This window comes from Cupriavidus sp. GW823-FHT06D04 (assembly GCF_058795055.1).
On record NZ_JBXAHL010000069.1, the window covers coordinates 1 to 19,842 of the forward strand.

17 protein-coding genes and 3 pseudogenes are annotated in these 19,842 nt (G+C 62.9%); 15 read left to right on the plus strand and 5 right to left on the minus strand.

Annotated features, from left to right (window positions below; genetic code table 11):
* Positions 1-184: 184 nt before the first annotated feature.
* From AC1Q7H_RS38285 to AC1Q7H_RS38310, 6 genes are all read left to right on the plus strand, one after another.
* Positions 185-1,420: a site-specific integrase gene (locus AC1Q7H_RS38285; protein WP_153957060.1), complete on the plus strand. Its 1,236-nt coding sequence runs from the start codon at positions 185-187 to the stop codon at positions 1,418-1,420.
* The gene (locus AC1Q7H_RS38290; protein ID WP_492382431.1) at positions 1,404-2,312 is read left to right on the plus strand and encodes a site-specific integrase; all 909 of its coding nucleotides are present in this window, start codon (positions 1,404-1,406) and stop codon (positions 2,310-2,312) included. The genes AC1Q7H_RS38285 and AC1Q7H_RS38290 overlap by 17 nt, the downstream gene beginning before the upstream one ends.
* Before the next feature lie 37 nt (positions 2,313-2,349).
* Positions 2,350-2,934 (plus strand): hypothetical protein, encoded by a 585-nt coding sequence (locus AC1Q7H_RS38295; RefSeq protein ID WP_492382432.1) that lies wholly within the window; start codon positions 2,350-2,352, stop codon positions 2,932-2,934.
* Entirely contained in the window at positions 2,931-5,249 is a 2,319-nt protein-coding gene (locus tag AC1Q7H_RS38300; protein ID WP_492382433.1) for a hypothetical protein, read from the plus strand. Before AC1Q7H_RS38295 ends, AC1Q7H_RS38300 begins: the two co-directional genes overlap by 4 nt.
* A complete protein-coding gene (locus AC1Q7H_RS38305) occupies positions 5,242-5,742 on the plus strand; it encodes a hypothetical protein (protein WP_492382434.1) in 501 nt (166 codons plus the stop codon). Before AC1Q7H_RS38300 ends, AC1Q7H_RS38305 begins: the two co-directional genes overlap by 8 nt.
* Positions 5,743-5,976: 234 nt before the next feature.
* Positions 5,977-6,168: a hypothetical protein gene (locus AC1Q7H_RS38310; RefSeq protein WP_492382435.1), complete on the plus strand. Its 192-nt coding sequence runs from the start codon at positions 5,977-5,979 to the stop codon at positions 6,166-6,168.
* Between the two features lie 279 nt (positions 6,169-6,447).
* On the opposite strand, the pseudogene AC1Q7H_RS38315 reads toward AC1Q7H_RS38310, so the two are convergent.
* Positions 6,448-6,576 (minus strand): annotated as a pseudogene (locus AC1Q7H_RS38315) (helix-turn-helix domain-containing protein); the annotation flags it as partial.
* A gap of 274 nt (positions 6,577-6,850) precedes the next feature.
* Here AC1Q7H_RS38315 and AC1Q7H_RS38320 point away from each other — a divergent pair.
* The 3 genes and pseudogenes from AC1Q7H_RS38320 to AC1Q7H_RS38330 all read left to right on the plus strand — a co-directional run.
* A pseudogene (locus tag AC1Q7H_RS38320) lies at positions 6,851-7,042 on the plus strand (hypothetical protein); the annotation flags it as partial.
* A 178-nt stretch (positions 7,043-7,220) separates the two neighbouring features.
* Positions 7,221-7,418, plus strand: a complete 198-nt coding sequence (locus tag AC1Q7H_RS38325; protein ID WP_006159576.1) for a type II toxin-antitoxin system VapB family antitoxin — start codon at positions 7,221-7,223, stop codon at positions 7,416-7,418.
* Complete coding sequence (locus AC1Q7H_RS38330) at positions 7,415-7,789, plus strand: type II toxin-antitoxin system VapC family toxin (protein ID WP_153957018.1); 375 nt, start codon at positions 7,415-7,417, stop codon at positions 7,787-7,789. Before AC1Q7H_RS38325 ends, AC1Q7H_RS38330 begins: the two co-directional genes overlap by 4 nt.
* Before the next feature lie 157 nt (positions 7,790-7,946).
* Here AC1Q7H_RS38330 and AC1Q7H_RS38335 read toward each other — a convergent pair whose 3' ends face one another.
* A complete protein-coding gene (locus AC1Q7H_RS38335; protein ID WP_153957019.1) occupies positions 7,947-8,483 on the minus strand; it encodes an arginase family protein in 537 nt (178 codons plus the stop codon).
* 534 nt (positions 8,484-9,017) lie between these two features.
* Between AC1Q7H_RS38335 and AC1Q7H_RS38340 the strand changes: the two genes are divergently transcribed.
* The 3 genes and pseudogenes from AC1Q7H_RS38340 to AC1Q7H_RS38350 form a co-directional block, all read left to right on the plus strand.
* Entirely contained in the window at positions 9,018-11,681 is a 2,664-nt protein-coding gene (locus tag AC1Q7H_RS38340; protein ID WP_153957024.1) for a DEAD/DEAH box helicase, read from the plus strand.
* Between the two features lie 17 nt (positions 11,682-11,698).
* Entirely contained in the window at positions 11,699-12,721 is a 1,023-nt protein-coding gene (locus AC1Q7H_RS38345; RefSeq protein WP_153957020.1) for a hypothetical protein, read from the plus strand.
* A gap of 248 nt (positions 12,722-12,969) precedes the next feature.
* Positions 12,970-13,647: pseudogene (locus AC1Q7H_RS38350) on the plus strand (tyrosine-type recombinase/integrase); the annotation flags it as partial.
* A 127-nt stretch (positions 13,648-13,774) separates the two neighbouring features.
* On the opposite strand, the gene AC1Q7H_RS38355 reads toward AC1Q7H_RS38350, so the two are convergent.
* A complete protein-coding gene (locus AC1Q7H_RS38355; protein ID WP_153957021.1) occupies positions 13,775-14,764 on the minus strand; it encodes a GlxA family transcriptional regulator in 990 nt (329 codons plus the stop codon).
* An 88-nt stretch (positions 14,765-14,852) separates the two neighbouring features.
* Between AC1Q7H_RS38355 and AC1Q7H_RS38360 the strand changes: the two genes are divergently transcribed.
* Both AC1Q7H_RS38360 and AC1Q7H_RS38365 read left to right on the plus strand, forming a co-directional pair.
* Positions 14,853-15,539: a DJ-1/PfpI family protein gene (locus AC1Q7H_RS38360; protein WP_153957022.1), complete on the plus strand. Its 687-nt coding sequence runs from the start codon at positions 14,853-14,855 to the stop codon at positions 15,537-15,539.
* Positions 15,540-15,587: 48 nt separating this feature from the next.
* On the plus strand, positions 15,588-16,571 hold the full coding sequence (locus AC1Q7H_RS38365) for a Bug family tripartite tricarboxylate transporter substrate binding protein (RefSeq protein WP_442877060.1): 984 nt from the start codon (positions 15,588-15,590) through the stop codon (positions 16,569-16,571).
* A gap of 509 nt (positions 16,572-17,080) precedes the next feature.
* Here the strand turns inward: AC1Q7H_RS38365 and AC1Q7H_RS38370 are convergent.
* Positions 17,081-17,332, minus strand: coding sequence for a hypothetical protein (locus AC1Q7H_RS38370; protein WP_153957068.1), 252 nt, complete (start codon positions 17,330-17,332; stop codon positions 17,081-17,083).
* A 209-nt stretch (positions 17,333-17,541) separates the two neighbouring features.
* Positions 17,542-18,714 carry a tyrosine-type recombinase/integrase gene (locus AC1Q7H_RS38375; RefSeq protein WP_153957067.1) on the minus strand — a complete coding sequence of 391 codons (1,173 nt, stop codon included), beginning with the start codon at positions 18,712-18,714 and terminating at the stop codon, positions 17,542-17,544.
* A gap of 654 nt (positions 18,715-19,368) precedes the next feature.
* Here AC1Q7H_RS38375 and AC1Q7H_RS38380 point away from each other — a divergent pair.
* Positions 19,369-19,500: an AAA family ATPase gene (locus AC1Q7H_RS38380; RefSeq protein ID WP_338084265.1), complete on the plus strand. Its 132-nt coding sequence runs from the start codon at positions 19,369-19,371 to the stop codon at positions 19,498-19,500.
* Positions 19,501-19,842 lie beyond the last annotated feature (342 nt).

Below are 19,842 nucleotides of genomic sequence, written 5' to 3' on the forward strand. Positions count from 1 at the left end.
ACTGAACAAGCAAGTTGAGGACTCTCCGGACATTTTAGCTTTGCCGGCGACCGGACATTTCAACTTTGCCTGGACAAGCGGTAGGTTTACATCTATTGCGCTCTGAAGCCTTGAAAGCTTCGTTCTGGCGCAACAGCCGGGATGGTCTATGGTATAGATTCCTGGGTCTTGGACCTCGGCGGCCATGGTCATTCAGCTCAATCAGCCGGAGGTGCCGCAGCGTCTGCACGGCGTGACGCTGGTGGACCGGCATGGCTTGCCACGCTTCTGGGCGAACGTGTGGGCGCTGATGGCGCTGGCCGATCACGCCGAACTGACGCGGCTGCGCAAGTTGCATCATGTCGAACGGCTGTATGCCTATGCCGACGACATGTTAGGCGCCGGCGCGCTGGACGATGCGCTGGCGGACCTGGATGACGCCCGGCTTGGCATCATCCTGGAAGGCTGGTTCGTTTCGCTGCGCAATCAGGCCCGGCCGACGGCGTCGGATCAGGAGCGCTGGCGCGCCGGGCTGGAATTCGTCGTGATGGTGTCGACCTGGCTGGGTCAAGGGATGGCACGCGACGACCGGCTGGTGCAGCTCAATGCGCGCTGGCAACGCCTCCATCTGCTCTACGGCCAGCTCCAACTCCAACGCCACCATCGCGTCAACGTGCTGCGCTCGCTGCCTGCAGCGGTCGTGCAAGCGCTGTACGAACGCCTGGACCCCAGCTCCGAGACGAACCCGTTCAAAGGGATGCGCACCCGCTGGCGGGTCTTTATCGCCTTCGTGCTGATGCTGCATCAAGGCCTGCGCCGCGGCGAGTTGCTACTGCTGAGCGCGGATGCCATCAAGTCCGGCTTTGACGCCAGGCAGCAACGGACGCGTTACTGGCTCAACGTGGGCGAACATCGGCACGGTGCGGCGGATCCCCGTCACTCGCGGCCCGGCATCAAGACGCCCGATTCGGTCCGGCAGATTCCGGTCAGCGAGCTGACGGCGAACCTGGTGCAGTGCTATGTCGACAATTACCGCGGGCGGCCCAATCACCCCTACCTGCTCAACGCGCAGACCGACACGCCGCTGTCCACCGAGTCGATCACCAAGCTCTTTGCACGGGCGTCGGCGGCCTTGCCGGCGCACGTGCTGGCTGAACTGGAAGACCGGACCGGCAAGACCAGTGTGACGCCGCACGACTTCCGGCATACCAGCGCCGTTGTGCGGCTCAATCAGTTGCTCACCCAGGGCGACTCGATGGACGAGGCTCTGCAAAAGCTGCGCAGCTTCTTTGGTTGGTCCCGCACGTCGGACATGCCGGCCTACTATGCGCGGGCCGTGTTCGAAGACCGCCTGTCGGCCGTCTGGAACAACGTCTTTGACGACCGGGTCGCGGTGCTGCGTGCCCTGCCGCCGGGAGTCCAAAATGCCAGCGCACGTTGATATCAACCAATGGACCGCGAGCGAAGCGCAAGCCTGGCTGAACCAGATCGTGCGGCAACTGCCGGGGCTGCCGCCCCTGCTGCGCTACTACGACGACTTCGACGACGCCACGCGCGTGATCCACGACCCGGCCAACGCAAGCGTCTTCGCCGTCCATATCAATGGCGGCATCGAATACCTTGACTTCGCTGCGTACGGCGGCAGCTACGCAACGCTGTTGAAGCACCTGTTCCTGTATCTGCTCGGGGAAAACCTGCACGTATCGACGGCGACGAGGTACCTGCAAGCGGCGAAGCACCTGAGCTACGCCGAAGTCCTTGCGCTGTTGATGGCCGGCCCTGAAAATTGCGTGGCCAGTTGGGCAGCATTGCGGGCTTTAGGAAAAGCCGTAAAGACTTACGGGTTCGCCAAGGCGCTGCTGCGCCTGCTCTGCCACTATCGGCTGTGTGGCTGGTCGCCCCAGTACCGCGAGTTCCTCGGCGTTGCCCTGCCCCTCCCTGCACAGGACAAATACGCTGGCGTGCGCGCCGGCGATGTGTTCCTGTCGATCGAGGAGGAAGCGGCGATCGTGCGCTATCTGGATGACACGGCACAGGCAGTTCGCGATGGCGCGTACCTGGACGATGTGGCGCTATGTGACGCGGTGATGTTGCTGTGTGCCTATCAGTTCGGCATGCGTCCGATCCAGATTGCGCTACTGACCCTGCGCGACGTGCGCGTGTGGTCAGACGGCACTGACGAGCTGCCAGCGGTGCATCTGACCCTTCCGCATGGTAAAGCAGCGGCGTGGCGCCGCCATCAAGCCCCTGCCCCGCCGGGTCAAACGGGAGTGGGCGGTGCTGCCTGGCCAATTGGCGCAGCGTCAACGTGCGCGCGGACATGCCGGTGGTGATCGCTTCTGCAGCGTGGCCTCCGCCTCGGAAGTCTCCGTGCGCATAGCCGCGCTAACCGAGCGGCTGCTCGGCGTGCGCGTCACGGCCACGGATCTGCGGCACACCGCTGCCCAGCGCCTGGTCGATGCCGGCGCCAACCAGGAAGAGCTGGCGGCCTTCTTGGGTCACGCCGACGTGACCACCGGCCTCGTGTACTTCGACAGCTCGCCCAACCAGGCGGAGCGCGTCAATCGCGCCATGGGACTGTCTCCGATCTACCAGCAGGTGGCCCGCATCGCGCACGCGCGCTTCATCAGCTCGGAAGAATTGGGTTCACTCAAGGGCGAGCAGCAGATCGCCGGCGTGCCGCACGGCATCCCGATCGCCGGCATCGGCGGCTGCACCAGCGGCCAGCCGGCCTGCCCGTTCAATCCGGTGACCTCCTGCTATGGCTGCCACCGGTTCATGCCGGTGCGCGATGCCGCCTTGCATCGCGAAGTGCTGGCGGGCCTGCGCAGCGTGGTGCGCTTCTTCCATGACGCCTCGCGCGACGACGCGGCGTCCCCCGCCTACTTGCAGTTGCAACGGGCCATTGCCGGCGTGCAAGCGGTACTGGCCGAGCTTGAGGGCGAGGCGAAATGAACGCTGGCTATCGCGCTTACATCGCCTTGGGGCAAACCTTGGCAGAACAACGAGGCTTGGCCTGGTCGCTACCATTGGAGCCGGACGGACGCGTGCGCAAGGGGCACGACTGGAACCTCTCTGCGCTCGTGGGCGAGGTGCCGTCTCCCGCCCACTACCTGAACCATCTCGGTCGTGATACCAAGATGTTGAAAGCCTTGGCCGAGCAGTCGAAAGCGCTAACACCGGCCCCGCTGTCGGCGGCATGGCAGGATCTGATCAAGGCCGCCGTGTTGGAGCAGTTGCTGGTCAAGCGCAATACCACCGGGCACATCGTGTCTAACATCGTGCGTCCGTTGCGGGTACTGGCGACGTGCCTACCCGACCAGGAGCCTTGGCAACTGACGACCCAGGATGGGCACCATGCTGTCCAACTGGCGAGCCGCATCCAGGCCTGCGGCAAGTTGGGGCAGCTCGTGGAGGGCGTCCTTAGGAATCTATTCGACGTGCAGCGGCTGGCAAACGGCGGCCCGCTCTACCAGGTCGCGATCCAGCGCCGAGCGACGAGCCGCCGGGTTCGTCGGGCCGCCTTCCTGCAATCCGAGGACGAACTACGGGACACCCTCGAGCAACGCAAGCGCGCAGAACGTCTGCCGGAGCGGCGCGCCTTCTGGGAATTGGTGCGCATCGTCATGACCGAGCCACCCCGTAGCTTCGTCGATACGCTGCGCTTCCTGTGCCTGCGCGCGATGATCGTCACCGGGTTGCGCATTGGCGAGGTCGTGTTGCTGCCGGCGGACTGGCAACGCACCCGCGCCTACTACGACCGGCATGGCCAGTCCGCGGGCACGCAGGGCGGCTACGCGGAGGCGCTGCTGCTGCGCCACTTCGCGGAAAAGCAGCAGACCCCGACGTCGGACAGTCGTGTGCTGTTCGAAAAGGTGCAGTATGTACCAGAGATGTTCCGCGACTTGTTGACGGAGACCCTAGCGCGCAGTGCGGCGCTGACCGAGCCGCTACGTCTGACCTTGCGACAGCAAACCGAAACCGGTCGTCTGCTGCCGTGGTACGCCGAGCATGAGGTGGTGCCCGCCGCCCATCTGTACCCTCACCTGACCGGCAATCCGTTCTGGGCTGCTATGGATGGCGCGCAGCGGGCCGACCTGCTGGAACGCTATCGCGCGCAGTTCGACATCACCATGTTCCAGGAAATCCACGACTTGCAGCAGGCCAGCCATGCGCGGCAGGCTCGGCTGGACTCGGCTGCCTACCTGTATCTGAACCGTTTTGAAAAGGCTATGCAGGCTGGCGATCACCCCCTATCCTTCCGCCGGACCGATGGCAGCGTGATCCCGCCTGACGTCCGTTTGCCATGGTCGCAGACATGCCTGCATGTGGGCGAACTCGAAGCCTACCTGCGGGCCGCGGTGCCGACCAAACTCTCGGACACGGCACCGTTGCCACTGACGGCTGGCGAGCTCCAGAGCTGGGAGTTGCTGTTCCTGGCTCCGAAGCGCTCGCTGGCGGAGGAGCGCGATGATGGCATCTGCGATGTGACGCGCGTGATGGCGGTGAACCGGCCAGATACCGGCTTCGTGGCCAATGCGCTCGGGGAACGGGCCTCGGGAGAAACGCTGTTCCAGCGCTACGGCCAGAGCCCGGAGGATAAACAACTACGCCTTGAGTCGCACATGCTGCGCCATCTGCAAAACACCGAGCTGTTCCGGCTCGGTGTTGCGGACACGATCATCTCCAAGCGCTTTAACCGGCGTAGCGTGACGCAGAGCTACGTGTACGACCATCGCAGCCTGGCCGAGCAGCTCGACCAGATTGAACTGCCGGTGGAGGTGGAACTCTCCCTCGGGGAAAAAGCCACGACAGTGGCCAAAATGATCCAGGCTGGCAAGGCCAGCGGCCCCCTGGTTGCCGCGTTCCTGCGCATCCAGGCTGACGAAGGCGACGAGGCGGCCTTCGCCTATCTGAAGGCGGAAGCCGATGGCTTCCATGCAACCCCGTACGGCCACTGCCTGAACAGCTTCACGGTCGATCCCTGCCCGAAGCACCTGGAATGCTTTACCGGCTGCCGGCACCTGTCGGCGACCAATCTCCCGGAGAACCGGGCGCATCTGATCAAGCTCGAAGGCAAGCTGGTAGCCGCTCTTGCACATGCCGAGGCACGGCAGGCCACGGCGCCGGGGCGCGATAACCAGATCGCTCACGCGCGGGTTCGGCTCGAAGGGGTGCGTAAGCTGCTGGCCAGCGCTAACGGCGAGTTGCCCTTCCCTGATGGGCCTGACCTGTCGGTACTGCCGGCACGCGGAGTGCTCGATGATTGAAACCAAGACGACGGCGGCGGCGCCAGACGATCCAGACCTCATTCGCATTCTGGAAGATCTGCTGGCCCATGACGAGACCATCACGGCGCGCGCCGTCGCGCGTCGCCATCCCAGCATCAAGGCAGCTTCGTCCATCACGCGCAGCCCGGTGCGCAGCCAGTTGCTGGCGCAGTACCAGCAGCGCCAGGCGGAGTTCCGCCGCTGGCAGCGGCGCCTGCCGCGACAGGCGAGCGCGGTGACGGCGGCAACGCTGGCCGACAAGGAGCTCCGCATTGCCGAGCTCGAGCGGCAAGTGAGGCTGCTGACGAGTTCCCATCTGGCCATGATCCGGGTCGTGGGCGAACTTGGCGGCTTCGGCAAGTGGGCGGCCTTCTATGAGCATTACGCCGAAGCGCGCGCCCAACTCGAAGCATTGGGGGCGTTACCGGTCGCGACCGTTACTGCACTTCCCTCGGGTTCTCCATCCTCGGACGAGGAGCCTCCGCCAGCCTAATGATCGCGTCAGGCCGCCCTTCGGACTGTTGCGTCGCTGCCCTTCCATTGGCGCAACAAAGTGATGAGGACCTGTTGCGCAACAGCTTCGTACCCATGCCTGTGGATAACTTCACTGAAAAGCCGCTATATATCAATATGGGGCAGTGAAAACGCCCCTCGCAACAAAAACCCCGACATACCAACTGTGCGAACTCTTGGTGGTATGTTCTGAAGTGTTGCGCTCTGAAGGCTCATGGCGACGGCAACACAAGGCTTTCCGGCCGATCTTGCGCAACAGAAAGCATCACTGCCCATGCGCAACAGCCTGCCGATGGTTTTTCCCTCTGCAAGCCGTCTTTTGGCCTTGAAAACCGCCGCATCGGAGCTTGCCAGGGTCACGCAACACCATCCCGACCTACCAACATTGTCAAACAGAATTCTATAAGTAACTTTCTAGGATGGCGCGCTCTCTGTTCTCACGTTCATCCTCCGCAACGCGGAGTGGCGACGATACCGATCGTACGCGAGCTCGCGCAATACGAACGCGACACGCCCCAGCCGCACGACCCCGGGTTATGCAGCGTCCGATTATCGGCGCCTACAGCAGTAACGCGAACCCCGCCGCGGCGACTCTACAAGTTGAGCATGGCAAGGCCTCCACCGATCGCCCCATCCCATACGAGCCCCGCATTGTCAGAGCCAATGACAGTTCAGGAGAGTACATCTAGGCCTCATCTAGGCCATGCTTCTTGACTACCTGCAGGAGCCTGGCAGCCATGCCGCTGGGCTGCTTTTGGCCGCTTTCCCACTTTTGAACTGTCGACGTGCTGGTATTTAGGTACAACGCAAAGACTCCTGTTGCAAACTCACGGGCCTAGCTGGCCAGATTGGCATGGTGAGTCTTGCTGAACGGATGTGATGGACATGATTGCTAGCCTCCCGGCTGCCAGCTATTCATCTCCTGCCATCAAGAAAGTCCTCCCAATCCCAGAGATACGCGCAGTCCTTCGGGTCGGTCTCGCGGTCAACCGCTGGCCTGGTCGAGTCTTTGCTATTGCGAGTGAAGAACGAGTGGGCAGGCTCGGGAATCTCGCTCAAGAGGACATATGCGAGGATGCCCGAATGATGGACTGGTGAACGTGATTGTCTGGCCCGGCGTGCTGGAGGCATTCCGCAAGGAGATCCTGAGCGCAACGCTAGCAGGAGTCTATGGGCAATGGCAATGCGAAGACGGGGTCCGGCACCTGGTAGCGCAGCGCATGGTGGATCTGTCGCCGCTACTCGGCAGGCTCGAAACCGGCAGTCGCAACTTCTGCTGACTGCCGGGCCACACCGCACCACGATTATCTGGTGTGTGTTCGCAGGCGGTTTTCGGCTGTTCTCGCGTGTAACTGCATTGGAATGTCGCGGCAAAACGCGTTCATTATGAGACGCAAAACGCACTATTATAAGCATCAAAAGATGCTATAACTAGTGCCGATACTTACGGAGGTTCCGATGCGCACGACTATTGCGCTTGATGACGACTTGATCGCCAAGGCTCAAGCCTATACGGGCCTGGAGGAAAAAACGGCACTCGTGCGCGAAGCGCTAAAGGCCTTGATCCAGCGCGAAGCCGCGAAACGACTCGCGAATCTTGGCGGTAGCCAACCGGGCATCAAGGGGGCGCCGCGTCGCCGGCAGGACGTCGAATGATTCTTGTCGACACGTCGGTCTGGATTGACCACATCAACGCTTTTGATCATGTGCTGATTAGCCTGCTTGCCGAGGAGCGCGTGCTGGCTCATCCATATGTGATAGGCGAGATTTCGGTCGGTAGTCTGCGTGACCGTGACGTCGTGCTTGGCGCGTTGCTCGATCTGCCGCGCGCGCCAGTTGTAACGCCGGAGGAGACGTTCTATCTGATCGAGCGCGAAGGTTTGTTCAATCGTGGAATCGGATATGTCGACACGTCACTGTTGGCGTCCGCGCGCCGCCTACAACCAGGCATCACCATCTGGACGCGCGACAAGCGATTGAAGAAGGTTGCCGATGAACTCAATCTCGGCGCGGTGCTCGCGCACTAGATAACGAAAAAGCGATGCGTCCGAAAATATAAGAGAGATCCTGGCATAGACTGGCTGTCCGGACATGCGTGGGAGGCCGCCATGCGGATCAGTAATCGTAGTGGATACCGAGTGACACGCCGGCCACCGTGACCGAGATCGCGCAGTTCGAGCGAGACTATTGTTGAGCCGGCTGCAGCGCACGATGGTCGCGGCACAGGTTGCCGAGGCGGTTGCCGGAGACCAGCTCGAGGTTGGCCGGAACAGGCATGCCGTCTTCGATACGCTCTGCGGCCTCCATGAGGTACTCGATCGCATGGATATTGCCCACCGCGCTCGTAGGAGGCGTGTTGATGTCCGAGTGAAGGTCCAGTGCCCCCACGCGATCGCTACCCGCGTGCAGAAGGTACTGCGACTCCGGCAGGCTGTTCGCGGGCACCTTGAGCTTGGCCTCAATCACTCGGCGCCCCCACGAATCCGGCGCCGCGTCGCGTATATCACCGAAGCCCGTCAGCGCGTTCACCGGCAGCAGCAGCCGGCCCTTCACCGGCTCTCCGTGGATGCCGAGGGTCACGGGGTCAACTTCGATCGCATCCGGGCGATCCAGATATCGGAGGCCGTAGGCAAAGCTCGAGGCCAGCAGCGCCGAGCCCCCCTCCGTCATGGTGAGCTGGCCACACGGCACCCAGGCTTCGCCCAGGTAGGCGAAGGTCATTGATCGATTTTAGATACATATCTGCTTGGTCCACGCTAGACCCGCCGCTGAGGGCTATATACGGGGGGCCTCACGGGCTGGCCGAGAGCTTTCCTAGGCCGTGCCGGCACCGCAACTCCGGCAGCGCCGTCGTCGAGCACGGACACGCCTCCATTTAGTCGTTTGCAAACCAGCGCGCAAGCTTAGCCAACTGATTTTCCCCGTGCAGTTCAATCTCGCATGATTGAGGTTTTGGTACCCTTTGATGGGCGGCAAAGCGCGAAGCGACTTTCCGTGAGTGAATACATAGCAATTAGTTCTCCTACAGCAGATGCAAAAACAGTGCGCAGAACATGTACAACGCGGCGGCCAGGCGTACCCCGGACGACTGGTCGATCCGATAATTCGGTCGGCCCCGACGCCAACGGAGATTCGCCCGGTCCGACCTAGGCTGGCGGGCCTGCTGCTTGATGCCGCAGCCACTTACCTTGACATGCGGCGTCAGCGCTTGCTGCAACCGTGCGATGGGGACGGGCGCCTTTGACTGCTGCCGACATGCTCGCACCACACCTGACGCCCGGCGGACACCTGCTCGCGGTGCCGGAGGACGCCGCGCCAATCTTGGCAAATGAAACGCGACTGCGGCTGGGAAATTCCTTTGCGCTTGGCGCGGGGCATGGCCTGCTGCATCTGGGCGCGGCGGAAATCGACCGCATTTTGCCCCCCGCATGGGCCTGGTGGCGTGATTTTGCCGCGCGCTATGTCACCGCCTTGTGCGCTACGCCCGAAGGCGGTGAGATCGAGGTCGCAACGCCTGCTGCCCAAGACCTTTATGCCCTGATCGACGATGCGCCGCCAATGATGGGCGGCGAGTATCTCACGCCCGATGTGCTGGCCACGCTGTGGGGCGAGATGGATACTGCCTTGCATCAGGAACTGGCGGCCGCCAATGTCTCGCTTCAGGATTTCCTCAAAATGCGCCACCCGGCGTGGAATCTTGTCGGCCGTGTGCATTTCAATCTCGCTGAGAACCGCAGGGATCCGGAGTCACCGTTCGCCTTCCTTGCGACGTACACCTCGCGCCTGTCGGCCCTTGGCAAAGCGCAACATCAGCCACTGTCGCAAGCCCTGGCGGAATTTTCAGGAGCCAGGAGCAAGGCGCAACTTCTGTCGTTACTGCTGCCGGTGCAGCGCGCCGCGGAACACTGCGATTGGCTTCGCGAGATGGTGGATACCGGCGAGATATACCATCCGCTGCGCTGGACGCCGCTCGATGCCTATCGCTTTCTCTCGGACCTGTCCCAACTCGAAGCCGCCGGGATTGTCGTACGCACCCCAGGCAGTTGGCAATCGGGCCGCCCTGCCCGTCCCGTTGTGAAAGCCAGCGTCGGCGCACAACCGCCTTCGCTCCTGGGCAAGGACGCGTTACTCGATTTCAACATGGAAGTCTCGCTCGACGGCGAGCGTCTCAGCGCCGCCGAGGTCAGGGATCTGCTCAAAGGCGCCGACGGCTTGCAACTCATCCGGGGCCGCTGGGTCGAGGTGGACAAGAACAAGCTCGGTCGCCTCCTGAAGCGATTCGAGGCCATGGAAAAGGCGGCGCAAACCGGCCTACCCTTTAATGAGGCGCTTCGTCTTCTGGCGGGTGTTTCGCTCGACGATAGCGCCGATCCCGCTGACCGCGACTGGTCGCAGCTGGTGGCAGGGCCCTGGCTGGCCGACATCCTGCAGGAGTTGCGTCAGCCGGAGGGGTTGGCGCAGATCAGCCCGGGGCCGGAACTCAAGGCTAACCTGCGGCCCTACCAACAGGCCGGCGTGCGGTGGTTGTACCTGCTCACCCGGCTCGGACTGGGCGCTTGCCTGGCCGATGATATGGGCCTGGGCAAGACCATGCAGGTACTCTCGCTGCTGCTCGTGCTGAAGCGCGAAAGCGCCGAGGTGCGGCCCAGCCTGCTGGTCGCCCCCGCATCGCTGCTGGCCAACTGGGCGGCAGAGGCCGAGCGCTTTGCCCCCAGCTTGCGCCTCCTGATCGCCCATCCGTCGATCATGCCGGCGGCCGAATTGCGTGCGCTGGACCCCGCGCGGCTTGCGGACACCGATCTCGTCATCACCAGCTTTGGCTCGCTGCTGCGCCAGCCGGTATTGGGCACAATCCCATGGCGCGTTGCCATTGTCGACGAAGCCCAGGCGATCAAGAATCCGGGCGCCAAGCAAACGCGACAGGTTAAGCAACTCCAGGCACAATCGCGCATCGCGCTGACCGGAACCCCCGTAGAAAACCGTCTGTCCGACCTGTGGTCCATTTTCGATTTCACCCACCCCGGTTTGCTGGGCTCAGACAAAGTCTTTGCCAACTTTACCAGGCGGCTGGCGCAGGCCGAGCACTTCGGTCCGCTGCGAACGCTGGTACGGCCCTACATTCTGCGCCGCCTGAAGACCGACAAGCGGGTCATCGACGATCTTCCGGACAAGACCGAACTCAAGGCCTGGTGCCACCTGAGCCCGAGCCAGGCGGCACTTTATCAGCGTGCAGTGAAGGATCTGGCCACCGCGCTTGAAGACGCCGAAGGCATTGGTCGCAAGGGTGTAGTGCTGAGCTTCCTGATGCGCTTCAAACAGATCTGCAACCATCCGTCACAGTGGTTGGGCGACGCGGCCTGGCACGCGGAAGACAGCGGCAAGTTCGCCCGCCTGCGCCAACTGGCCGAAGTCATTGCCGCCAAGCAGGAAAAGGTGCTGGTCTTCACCCAGTTCCGCGAGACCACTGAGCCACTGGCGGCATTTCTGGGGTCGATCTTTGGCCGCGAAGGTCTGGTGCTCCATGGCGGCACCCCGGTAGCCAAGCGCCGCGAACTGGTCAAGCGATTCCAGGAAGATGAGCTGATCCCCTTCTTCGTGCTCTCGCTCAAGGCCGGTGGGGCCGGTCTGAATCTCACCGCCGCTTCGCATGTGATCCACTACGACCGCTGGTGGAATCCCGCCGTGGAAAATCAGGCGACTGATCGAGCATTCCGTATCGGCCAGCAGAGGAACGTCCTGGTGCATAAATTTATCTGCCGTGGCACGATCGAGGACCGTATCGACCAGTTGATCGAAGCGAAGCAGCAATTGGTGAAGGATGTGCTGGAGGGCGGCGCAGAACTCCTGCTCACCGAGATGAGCGATCGCGAATTGCTCGATCTCGTGAAGCTCGACGTTCATGCCGCGCAGGAAAACTGATCGTCAGAGGAACCGCAATGGATTACGGTTACGGGGAATGGAAGCCCTATGTCTCGGCCGCCGAGCGCAGAAAAAAGGCGGAGGTGGCCGCCGCGAAGGCGAAGAAGGCTGGTGCGGTCCTGTCGCCCATTGCGTCGTATCGCGGTGCTATCGCCAAGACCTTCTGGGGCAAGGCCTGGTGCGACAATCTGGAAGTCTACAGCGACTATGCCAACCGGCTGCCGCGCGGCCGCACCTATGTGCGCAACGGTTCCGTGATCGACCTTCAGATTACGGCAGGCGAAGTCCGCGCGCAGGTAATGGGTTCGAGCCTCTACACGGTTGCTGTGACCGTGACGGCGTGTCCTGCAAAGCAATGGCGAGCGATCGGAGCCGATTGCGCGGGGTCAATCGATTCGGTCGTGGAACTCTTGCAGGGCAAGCTCTCGACAGCCGTGATGGAGCGCATCTGCAAACCTGGCACCGGCCTTTTCCCGATGCCGAAGGAAATCAGGTTCAATTGCAGTTGTCCGGACTGGGCGTCAATGTGCAAGCACGTTGCCGCCGTACTTTACGGCGTCGGCGCGCGGCTCGATCAACAGCCGGAATTGCTCTTCGCCTTGCGCCGCGTCGAGGCCACTGATCTCGTCAGGCAGGCCGGCGCTGGCCTGCCCAAATCCACCAAACGCCCCACTTCCAGCAAGGTGCTCGACGACGCGCTGGTGGCCGATGTGTTTGGCATCGAAATGGCCGCCGCTTACCCACCGTCGACGCCTGCTGCCGGGCGTAACAAGCCACCGGCAGGTAAGGTGACAGCGAAGAAGGCGACCAGGTCGGCTGTCTCGAAAATCCGCAAACCCCCTGCGAACGCGAAGACTGCGGAGGACAATAAATCGGTCACAAAGAAGTTACCGGTCAAGAGATCTGCTGGGCCACGCAAATCAACCTCTGGCAACGTTGTTGCCGGTAAAGCGAACGTGGCGAACTCGTCTGCAACCCCGAAAGAGACGGCAACAAGCAAGCGCGTCAGTACTCGACGGGTGAAAGGTAGCTCCCGTTAAACCCCGATTTGATCTCGCAGGGTTACTGTAGGAAACCGGAATTAGCTGGACTGCCGTGCAATTCCCCCCGAAGCTGAGCCAGGACCTGACGGTCGGCACACAGTTCACACTCTGCTGACTAAAGCAGTGAGTGGGTCAAGATGTCGGCGAGGCGGCCGTCAATACGGGGCAACTCCATTTCCTGTCTGCGCCATGCGTAACTCCCGATCCGAAAACAGCACCAAGCTATCCTAGCCCCGGACCACGACGCTGGCAGCCGCGCGCGAGCAGGCTTCACGCCGACGCGGCTGATCCCGCCCGCGCTGCTGGCCGCGTGCGATGCCTGGCTCGATGCGTCCGGGGCCGACGATTCGTTGCCGGCGCTGCGACGGCGTGCGATCTGGGCGCTGTATCGCTATGCCGGCGTGCGTCTGGCGGAACTGGCCTGGTCGGCCGAGACCGCGCTGCCGCGACTGGAGGCCGAGGCGCCCGGGCGGTGGACGCTCTATGTCTGCGGCAAGGGACGCAAGGCGCGAGCCATCCCGCTGCCGGCCCCGTGCGTGGCGGTGCTGCGCGCCTACCGGCGTGCCCGCGGGCTGCCGCCCGAGCCGCCAGCGCATGAAACGCTGCCGGTGATCCACGGCAACAAGGGCGAAGCGCTGCAGCAGGCGGGCCTCTATCGGGAGGTCAAGGCGATCTTTGCCGCCGTGGCCGATGGCCTGCAGGCGCGCGAGCCGGCGCAGGCGTTGCTACTGCGCGCCGCATCGCCACACTGGCTGCGCCATGCCTATGCGCGCACGCTGGTGGTCGACCATCAGGTGCCGCTGCCGGCCGCCCAGGCGCTGCTCGGCCACGCCTCGGTGCAGACCACGGCGGCCTATGCCAAGACGGACCTGACGCAGTTGCGGGCCTTTGTCGATGCCACGTTCGCTGACGATGTGCCGTAGCGATCGGACCGGTGGGGCCGCTGCGCAGGTGACGCGGCACCTGTCGACCCAAGCCAGATGGCTCAAAACGACCCGTCACGGTCATTCGCGCACCCATCTGCGAACGACCGGAGTTCGACGGACTCGGTCATTGACCGGCCTTAGGTGTAAAGAATCGCTCTCGATAGTCGGCTGGCGAGACTCGCAGAATTCTGAGGAAAGCTCGCCGCATCACCTCTTCCGATGAGAAGCCGCAGGCCAGTGCGATCATCTTCATGCTCTGGCTTCGAGTTTCGATGAGTCGGCAAGCCTGCTCCAGGCGGATTTTCTCGATCGCGCGTGCGGGAGTCAGCTTAGTTTGCGCCTGATAGAAGCGGGCAAAGGTCCTCGGCGTCATGGACAGCCGTTCGGCGAGAGTTGCAACGTCAAGGCGCTCTCGCAGGTGCGCTCCCACCCATCGGTGCAAGGTTGTGATGCGGGCATCCGGAGAACTCTGTTCGAGCAGGGCACTACTGAACTGGGACTGCCCGCCAGGCCGCTTGTAAAACACGACCAGGGTCTTGGCGACGGCCATCGCGACTTCGCGGTCGAGGTCTTCCTCTACCATTGCCAGCGCCATGTCAATGCCCGCCGTCACGCCAGCCGAAGTCCAGATGCGACCCTGGCGACAATAGATGGCGTCCGGCTGAACGGCAATCCCGGGAAACTCCGCGGAAAAGCGTTCGCAGAGATCCCAATGCGTGACCGCCTGGCGACCATCAAGCAAGCCGGTCCTGGCAAGGACAAATGCCCCGGTGCAAACGGATGCCACGCGCGACGCACGCTTCGCCGCGGCGTTTAGCCAATTCACCAGTGTATCGTGTGCAGCACCTTCCCACACGCCCGGTCCCCCGGGAATCAGGATGGTGTGAATGGGCCTACGTGCCTGAGCAAGGTCTCGAGCTTCCATCCGAGCGCCACATGAGCTGGCGATTAGCCCACCCGGTGCACCACACAGATCGATGTCATACGCTCGCTGGCGGCCCCGCCGCGCGAGGAGCTCGTTGGTCGACGAGAACACCTGCATAGGCCCGCAGACGTCCAGTATCTGAAAACCATTGAAAAGAATCAGGCAAACACGCTTGGGAAATGAGCTCATATGGCAGCTTTCGTGGGGACTTTGTCATTCCGGACATCGTTCGGAATTATAGAGTTCGGTATCGGCGTTCACAACAAGGAAGGTTCCCATGAAGATCGGCATGCTGGTTTTTCCAGATATCACTGCCACCGACTACGTCGCACCCGCGGATCTCCTGGCCCGCATGCCGGGAGTCCAGCTCCAACTGCTGTGGAAGCACACGGACACGATTGCCACCGAACTGGGTTGGCGGTTCTCGGCGACCACCGCGCTCCGGGATTGTGGTGACTTGGACATGATCATGGTGCCGGGCGGGCCGGGCCTCATCGGTCTCCTCGATGATGCGGAGGTCCTGGACTTTCTCGCCACGCGCGGGCGGACTGCCAGATGGGTCGTGGGCATTTGCACCGGTCCGCTGCTGCTCGGCGCAGCCGGCTTGCTGGATGGCTATCGGGCGACCTGCCACTGGGGATCACACGAACTGCTTGAACTTGTCAATGCGATACCTGTGGATGCGCGAGTGGTCGTGGACCGGAACCGCATCACCGGAGCCGGCGTGACTTCCGGCATCGACTGCGCCCTGGAGGCCATTTCGCTTGCCGGCGGGGCATCGCTTGCCAAAAGCATCCAGTTGTTTGCGGAGTACGATCCGCAGCCGCCATTCGATTGCGGATCGCCTGCCAAGGCGCCTGCGGATATCCTCGATTCGGCAAAGGCGGCGCTCAAGCCCTTCGTCGAAGCACGCCGCTCGCTTCTGACAAAACGGCGCGCGGAACTGGCTCGCACTCTGAGCTAACGCACGCCGGACCGGAACGCTCCGTGCACTCACAGCTTGAGGAATACCATGACCATTGCTCTTCAAATTCGTCCGGGCAAGACGCGCCTAGCTGGAATCCTGGCTTGCGCGGCTGCGCTGGTTTCATCGTTGGCTCATGCGGATGGCGGTGCAACGCTTCGGCTCGTCGTTGGCTATCCGCCAGGTGGTTCCGCCGACGTGGCGGCGCGAATCATCGCGCCACGGCTAGGCACCGCGCTGGGACAAACCGTGATCGTCGAGAACCGTCCCGGTGCCGGCGGACAGATTGCCGCCCAGCATGTAAAGGGAGCACCAGCCGACGGATCGGTACTGCTCCTGAGTAACACGCACACCATGATCACCGTACCACTGACTGTGCGAAAGCCTGGATTTTCCGCGACTACCGACTTCAAGCCGGTCGGAACGATCGCCACATTCGAACTGGCGCTCGCGGTCTTTCCCGGTACTCAGATCGGTTCGGTCCAGGACCTTAAGCGCTGGTTCGCACAGCATCCATTGCAGCGCGCCATGGGCGTACCGGCGCCGGCGAGCGCTCCGGAGTTTGCCGCCGCCCGCATTGCAAAGCTGCTACGCGCAGACGCCGTCCCCATTCCTTATCGCGGCGCCGCCCCCCTCGTGCAGGACCTAATCGGCGGCCAGGTTTCGGTGGCGGTCTCCGGCGTTTCTGACCTGATCCCATTCCATCGTGCCGGCAAGCTGCGGATCATTTCGATGTCTGCGGCCAGCCCCCTCCTGCCGGGCGTACCCTCGTTCAGTCAGGCCGGTATCGATGGACTGGAATTGACAGATTTCCTGGGCCTCTACGCGCCGACCGGCGTTTCCAGCGATCGCGTGACGCGGCTGAACGCGGCAGTCAATAGCGTCGTCGCTATGCCAGAGGTGCAACAAGCACTAAATGAGCAGGCATTGGTACCAGCCCCCGGTTCGCCAGATGAGCACAGCCGCCGCTTGTCCAAGGCAGGAACGGCCCTTGGTGCGCTGGTCAAGGACAGCGGCGCTACAGCCCAATAGGAATGCCTGGAAGGCATCTCATGTTCCTCTCTGGCGTGCATTTCTTCGGGCTTGTGCGAAGCCCCTTGCCCAGGGTCCGCGTCCGAGGACTCTTCTCGCCCATCCGGCATCTCGCTGGTCAATGGCCGAATCGGCTGATGATGCGACTTGCATCGCCGGCTATCGACCGTCCGTTAGTGTGGCGGCAACGCCATTCGAACGACCGAGTGATCGTGGGGGCAACGGCGCTTCATGGCCGAATGCGGCCATTGCCGGTAGGAAGGTGAGCGTCTCTTAGTGGCCGGGAAGCGACCTTCGTCACAGCACAAGGCCCGGTCATGCTCTCGGTGTACGATGTGCGGGGAGAGCCGTCCCAGTGGGACGGGACATTGTGGAACCTCAAAGTTGGTGCATGGGGGGCAGATATGGGGTTTTCTTGCCGAAAATTTCTCATCGCGCATGACGATACTCTCTGGCAGCTGCCAAGCACCAAATTCCAGCGGATGTTGCGGGAGCCGGCCAACCACTGCTTATACACTTTTGCCGGGCAGCGCGCACGCATGGCCGATGTGGTCGTCGAACTCGTGGCCAGAGAGCCCGTGCGCGTCGTTCGAACAACGTTTTCCATTCTCACGTTCGATGCCGAAGGTCGCCTCGATCCAGGGGCATTCGAAAGGCAGCAATTTGCCCTCGCGGAGTCGGTCGTTGCCCCCGTCTTCGCCGCATCCGCGGATGAGAGCAAGCCACCCGTCGTCGACGCGTCCGCGCGATTCATAGCGCAAGGGGGGCAATGGGTTCCGACACGAGCTTTGGCGCGCGCGATCGATGAGGCTGCGTTGGGGCAACGACGGTGCGTACGCCTATAGATAGTGGCGCAAGCGCGGCGCTTTGGTAGGTACGCATGGCGGCGGCGCCCTCCAGCGCAAACCGGTGGGGCCGATCCGGAGGCCGATGGTCCGAGCGCTTCACGAAGGCCAGAGCCAATAAGCGCCTACTGTGGCGCGACGGGCGCCGTGGATGGTTGAGCTTGTTGCTCGCCCACGGTGTGCGCATGCCGCCGGTTGTCCTCGGCGTGCAGGTAGATGCCGGTCCTCTCAATCGAAGCGTGCCGCAGGTTCTTCTGAATAAAGCGGATATCGGTACCCGCGTCGGCCTGGTGCGAAGCCGCGGAATGGCGCACCCAATGCGTCGAGGCACGCGCCAACGTCGCCGCGTCGACCGGATCGCTCGCCTCCAACACGGCGGCCGCCCGCCGGAACACCTCCTTCGCGATCAGATAGACCGCCGTCGGCGTGAGGTGCCGCTGCGCGTCGCCGGCGACGCTCAGGATGGCCGGGCTCAGCTCACCGGGCCCCGGCATCGGCGGCAGACCGTGGAACGCGCGATAGCGAGCAAACTCGGCCATCAACGCGTCGCTCACGGGTACCTCGCCCTCGGCGCCACCCTTGCCGACAACGTACAGCCACCAGCGCCCGCGCCGCTGGACGAAGTCGGCTGCTTTCGCGTGGGCGGCTTCGCTGGCGCGCAGCGCCGTATGGTAGAGGAAGCGCATCACCCAGCGGCTGCGCTCGTAATGCTGGCACTCGCGCAGCGTGCCCTGCGGCCAGCCCTCCATCGACGCGAGCACCACCTGCCACAGCGCATGATCGAGGTAGCGCTCGACGCGTCGCGCGCGCGAGCCACGCGTTGAACGGTTGCGGCGCAGGGCAAGCGGATTGCCTGCGAGGCAGCCGGCCGCGACAAGGTAGTCCAACAGACCTGAGAGGATACCGAGCGCCTGGCGGCGGCTGCGCTCGGCGAGCGGTCCCCCGAAGAGGCGCCGAGCGCCGCCGCGGCGCGGCAGCGCCGGGTCGGTCCAGTCCGCCGTCGGCGCGGCCAGGAACCGCTCATACAGCAGGAAGTCCTCGCGCGTGAGGCTGGAGAGCGGCTTGCCCAGGGCGCGCGTTGCCCAGACGAGCAGCCGCACCACTTCCTTGCGGTAGCTGCGCAACGTGTGCGGCGAGCCCGCATATTCGGCAAGCCACAGGCGCACGGCATCGAGGTCGGTGTCCGCGGCGATCTGCCGGTTGCCGCCGCGCCCCCGGTTAGTGCCGTCACGGCCGTCCAGTGCTGAGGGCAATACGAGCGGCAGGAGTGATTCGGGGGCTGGAGCGGGCAGGTTCATGGACTGACACGATTTTGCGGCGGGGTTCCGCATCGTACACCTACGAAACTTGCGATTATGCGCGTTATTGACGGCCCTGCTGCGCGGCTTGTCGGCCTCGAACGCGTTCTGTGACGGGGGGTTTGTCGCCGCGCTTGGGCACCCGCCGATGGCCTGATCGGTCATCGGTTCCCTCTGCAGCCCCCTTTTGCCTACCCCCAACTGGGGCCTTCGCAAAGACGCGTCGTATTGGAAAATTGCAGAACCTGGCTGGGGGGGGGACGCCAATTGCCCCGAAGCGGGCAGCGTCAGAACGTGCAAACACCCGACGGGCTTATATAAACGGCTGGCTTGGAACAACTACCATGGCTATCGAAATCAACGGGAAACATCTCGCAGCCCTGAGAATGCTATGCGATGGCATCGGCGGCGACTACCCGCTATTGTAAGTGAGCGACTGTGTCCGGCGTTTCAGAGCGCCGGCTCCAGCAGGGTCGCCTCGGCATCCCATCGCAATGCTCGCGCGGGACGCGGCGGCGCCGAACCCACGCAGTTCGAGATCCTGTGCGACATCTGGGATCGACTGTTGCCTCGTCGGAAACTGGACATCACGGGGGACGATATACCCGTGGTGGTCCCTTGCGATCATAGTGGGAAGTCATACTCGCCAAGGATATGAGTGATGGCGAGCGGTCGATTTTCTACATGACCGGGCAAGCGCTGATGGCGGATTCCGCGAGCGTGTTGATTGTTGATGAACCGGAACTTCACATTCACCCGGCTATTCTGTCATCGCCTATGGGATGAAATCGAGGCCGCGCGACCAGATTACGTATTCGTTTTCATCTCACGATCTGCATTTCGCAGCCACACGCCGTTCGCGGGCATCTACCCCCTCAAGATTTGTAGCCAGGTCAGTCCGTCGAAAACGAAGGCCGCAGATGCCAGCCTCCTTCACGCTAGGAGACCGCCTATCCATAGGGGACGGACTTCAGAGAGCTTTTCCACGAGGCGGTAATCCGCAGAAGGAGGAGACCGCGCCAAACCGGGGGCTGACTAAGCGGCAAGGCGATGGTCTTCTTCTCCGGCGATGGAGGGATACCAGCGTTCAACGTAAGACCGGAGCTGGTTATTGAGCACGGCGGTCCG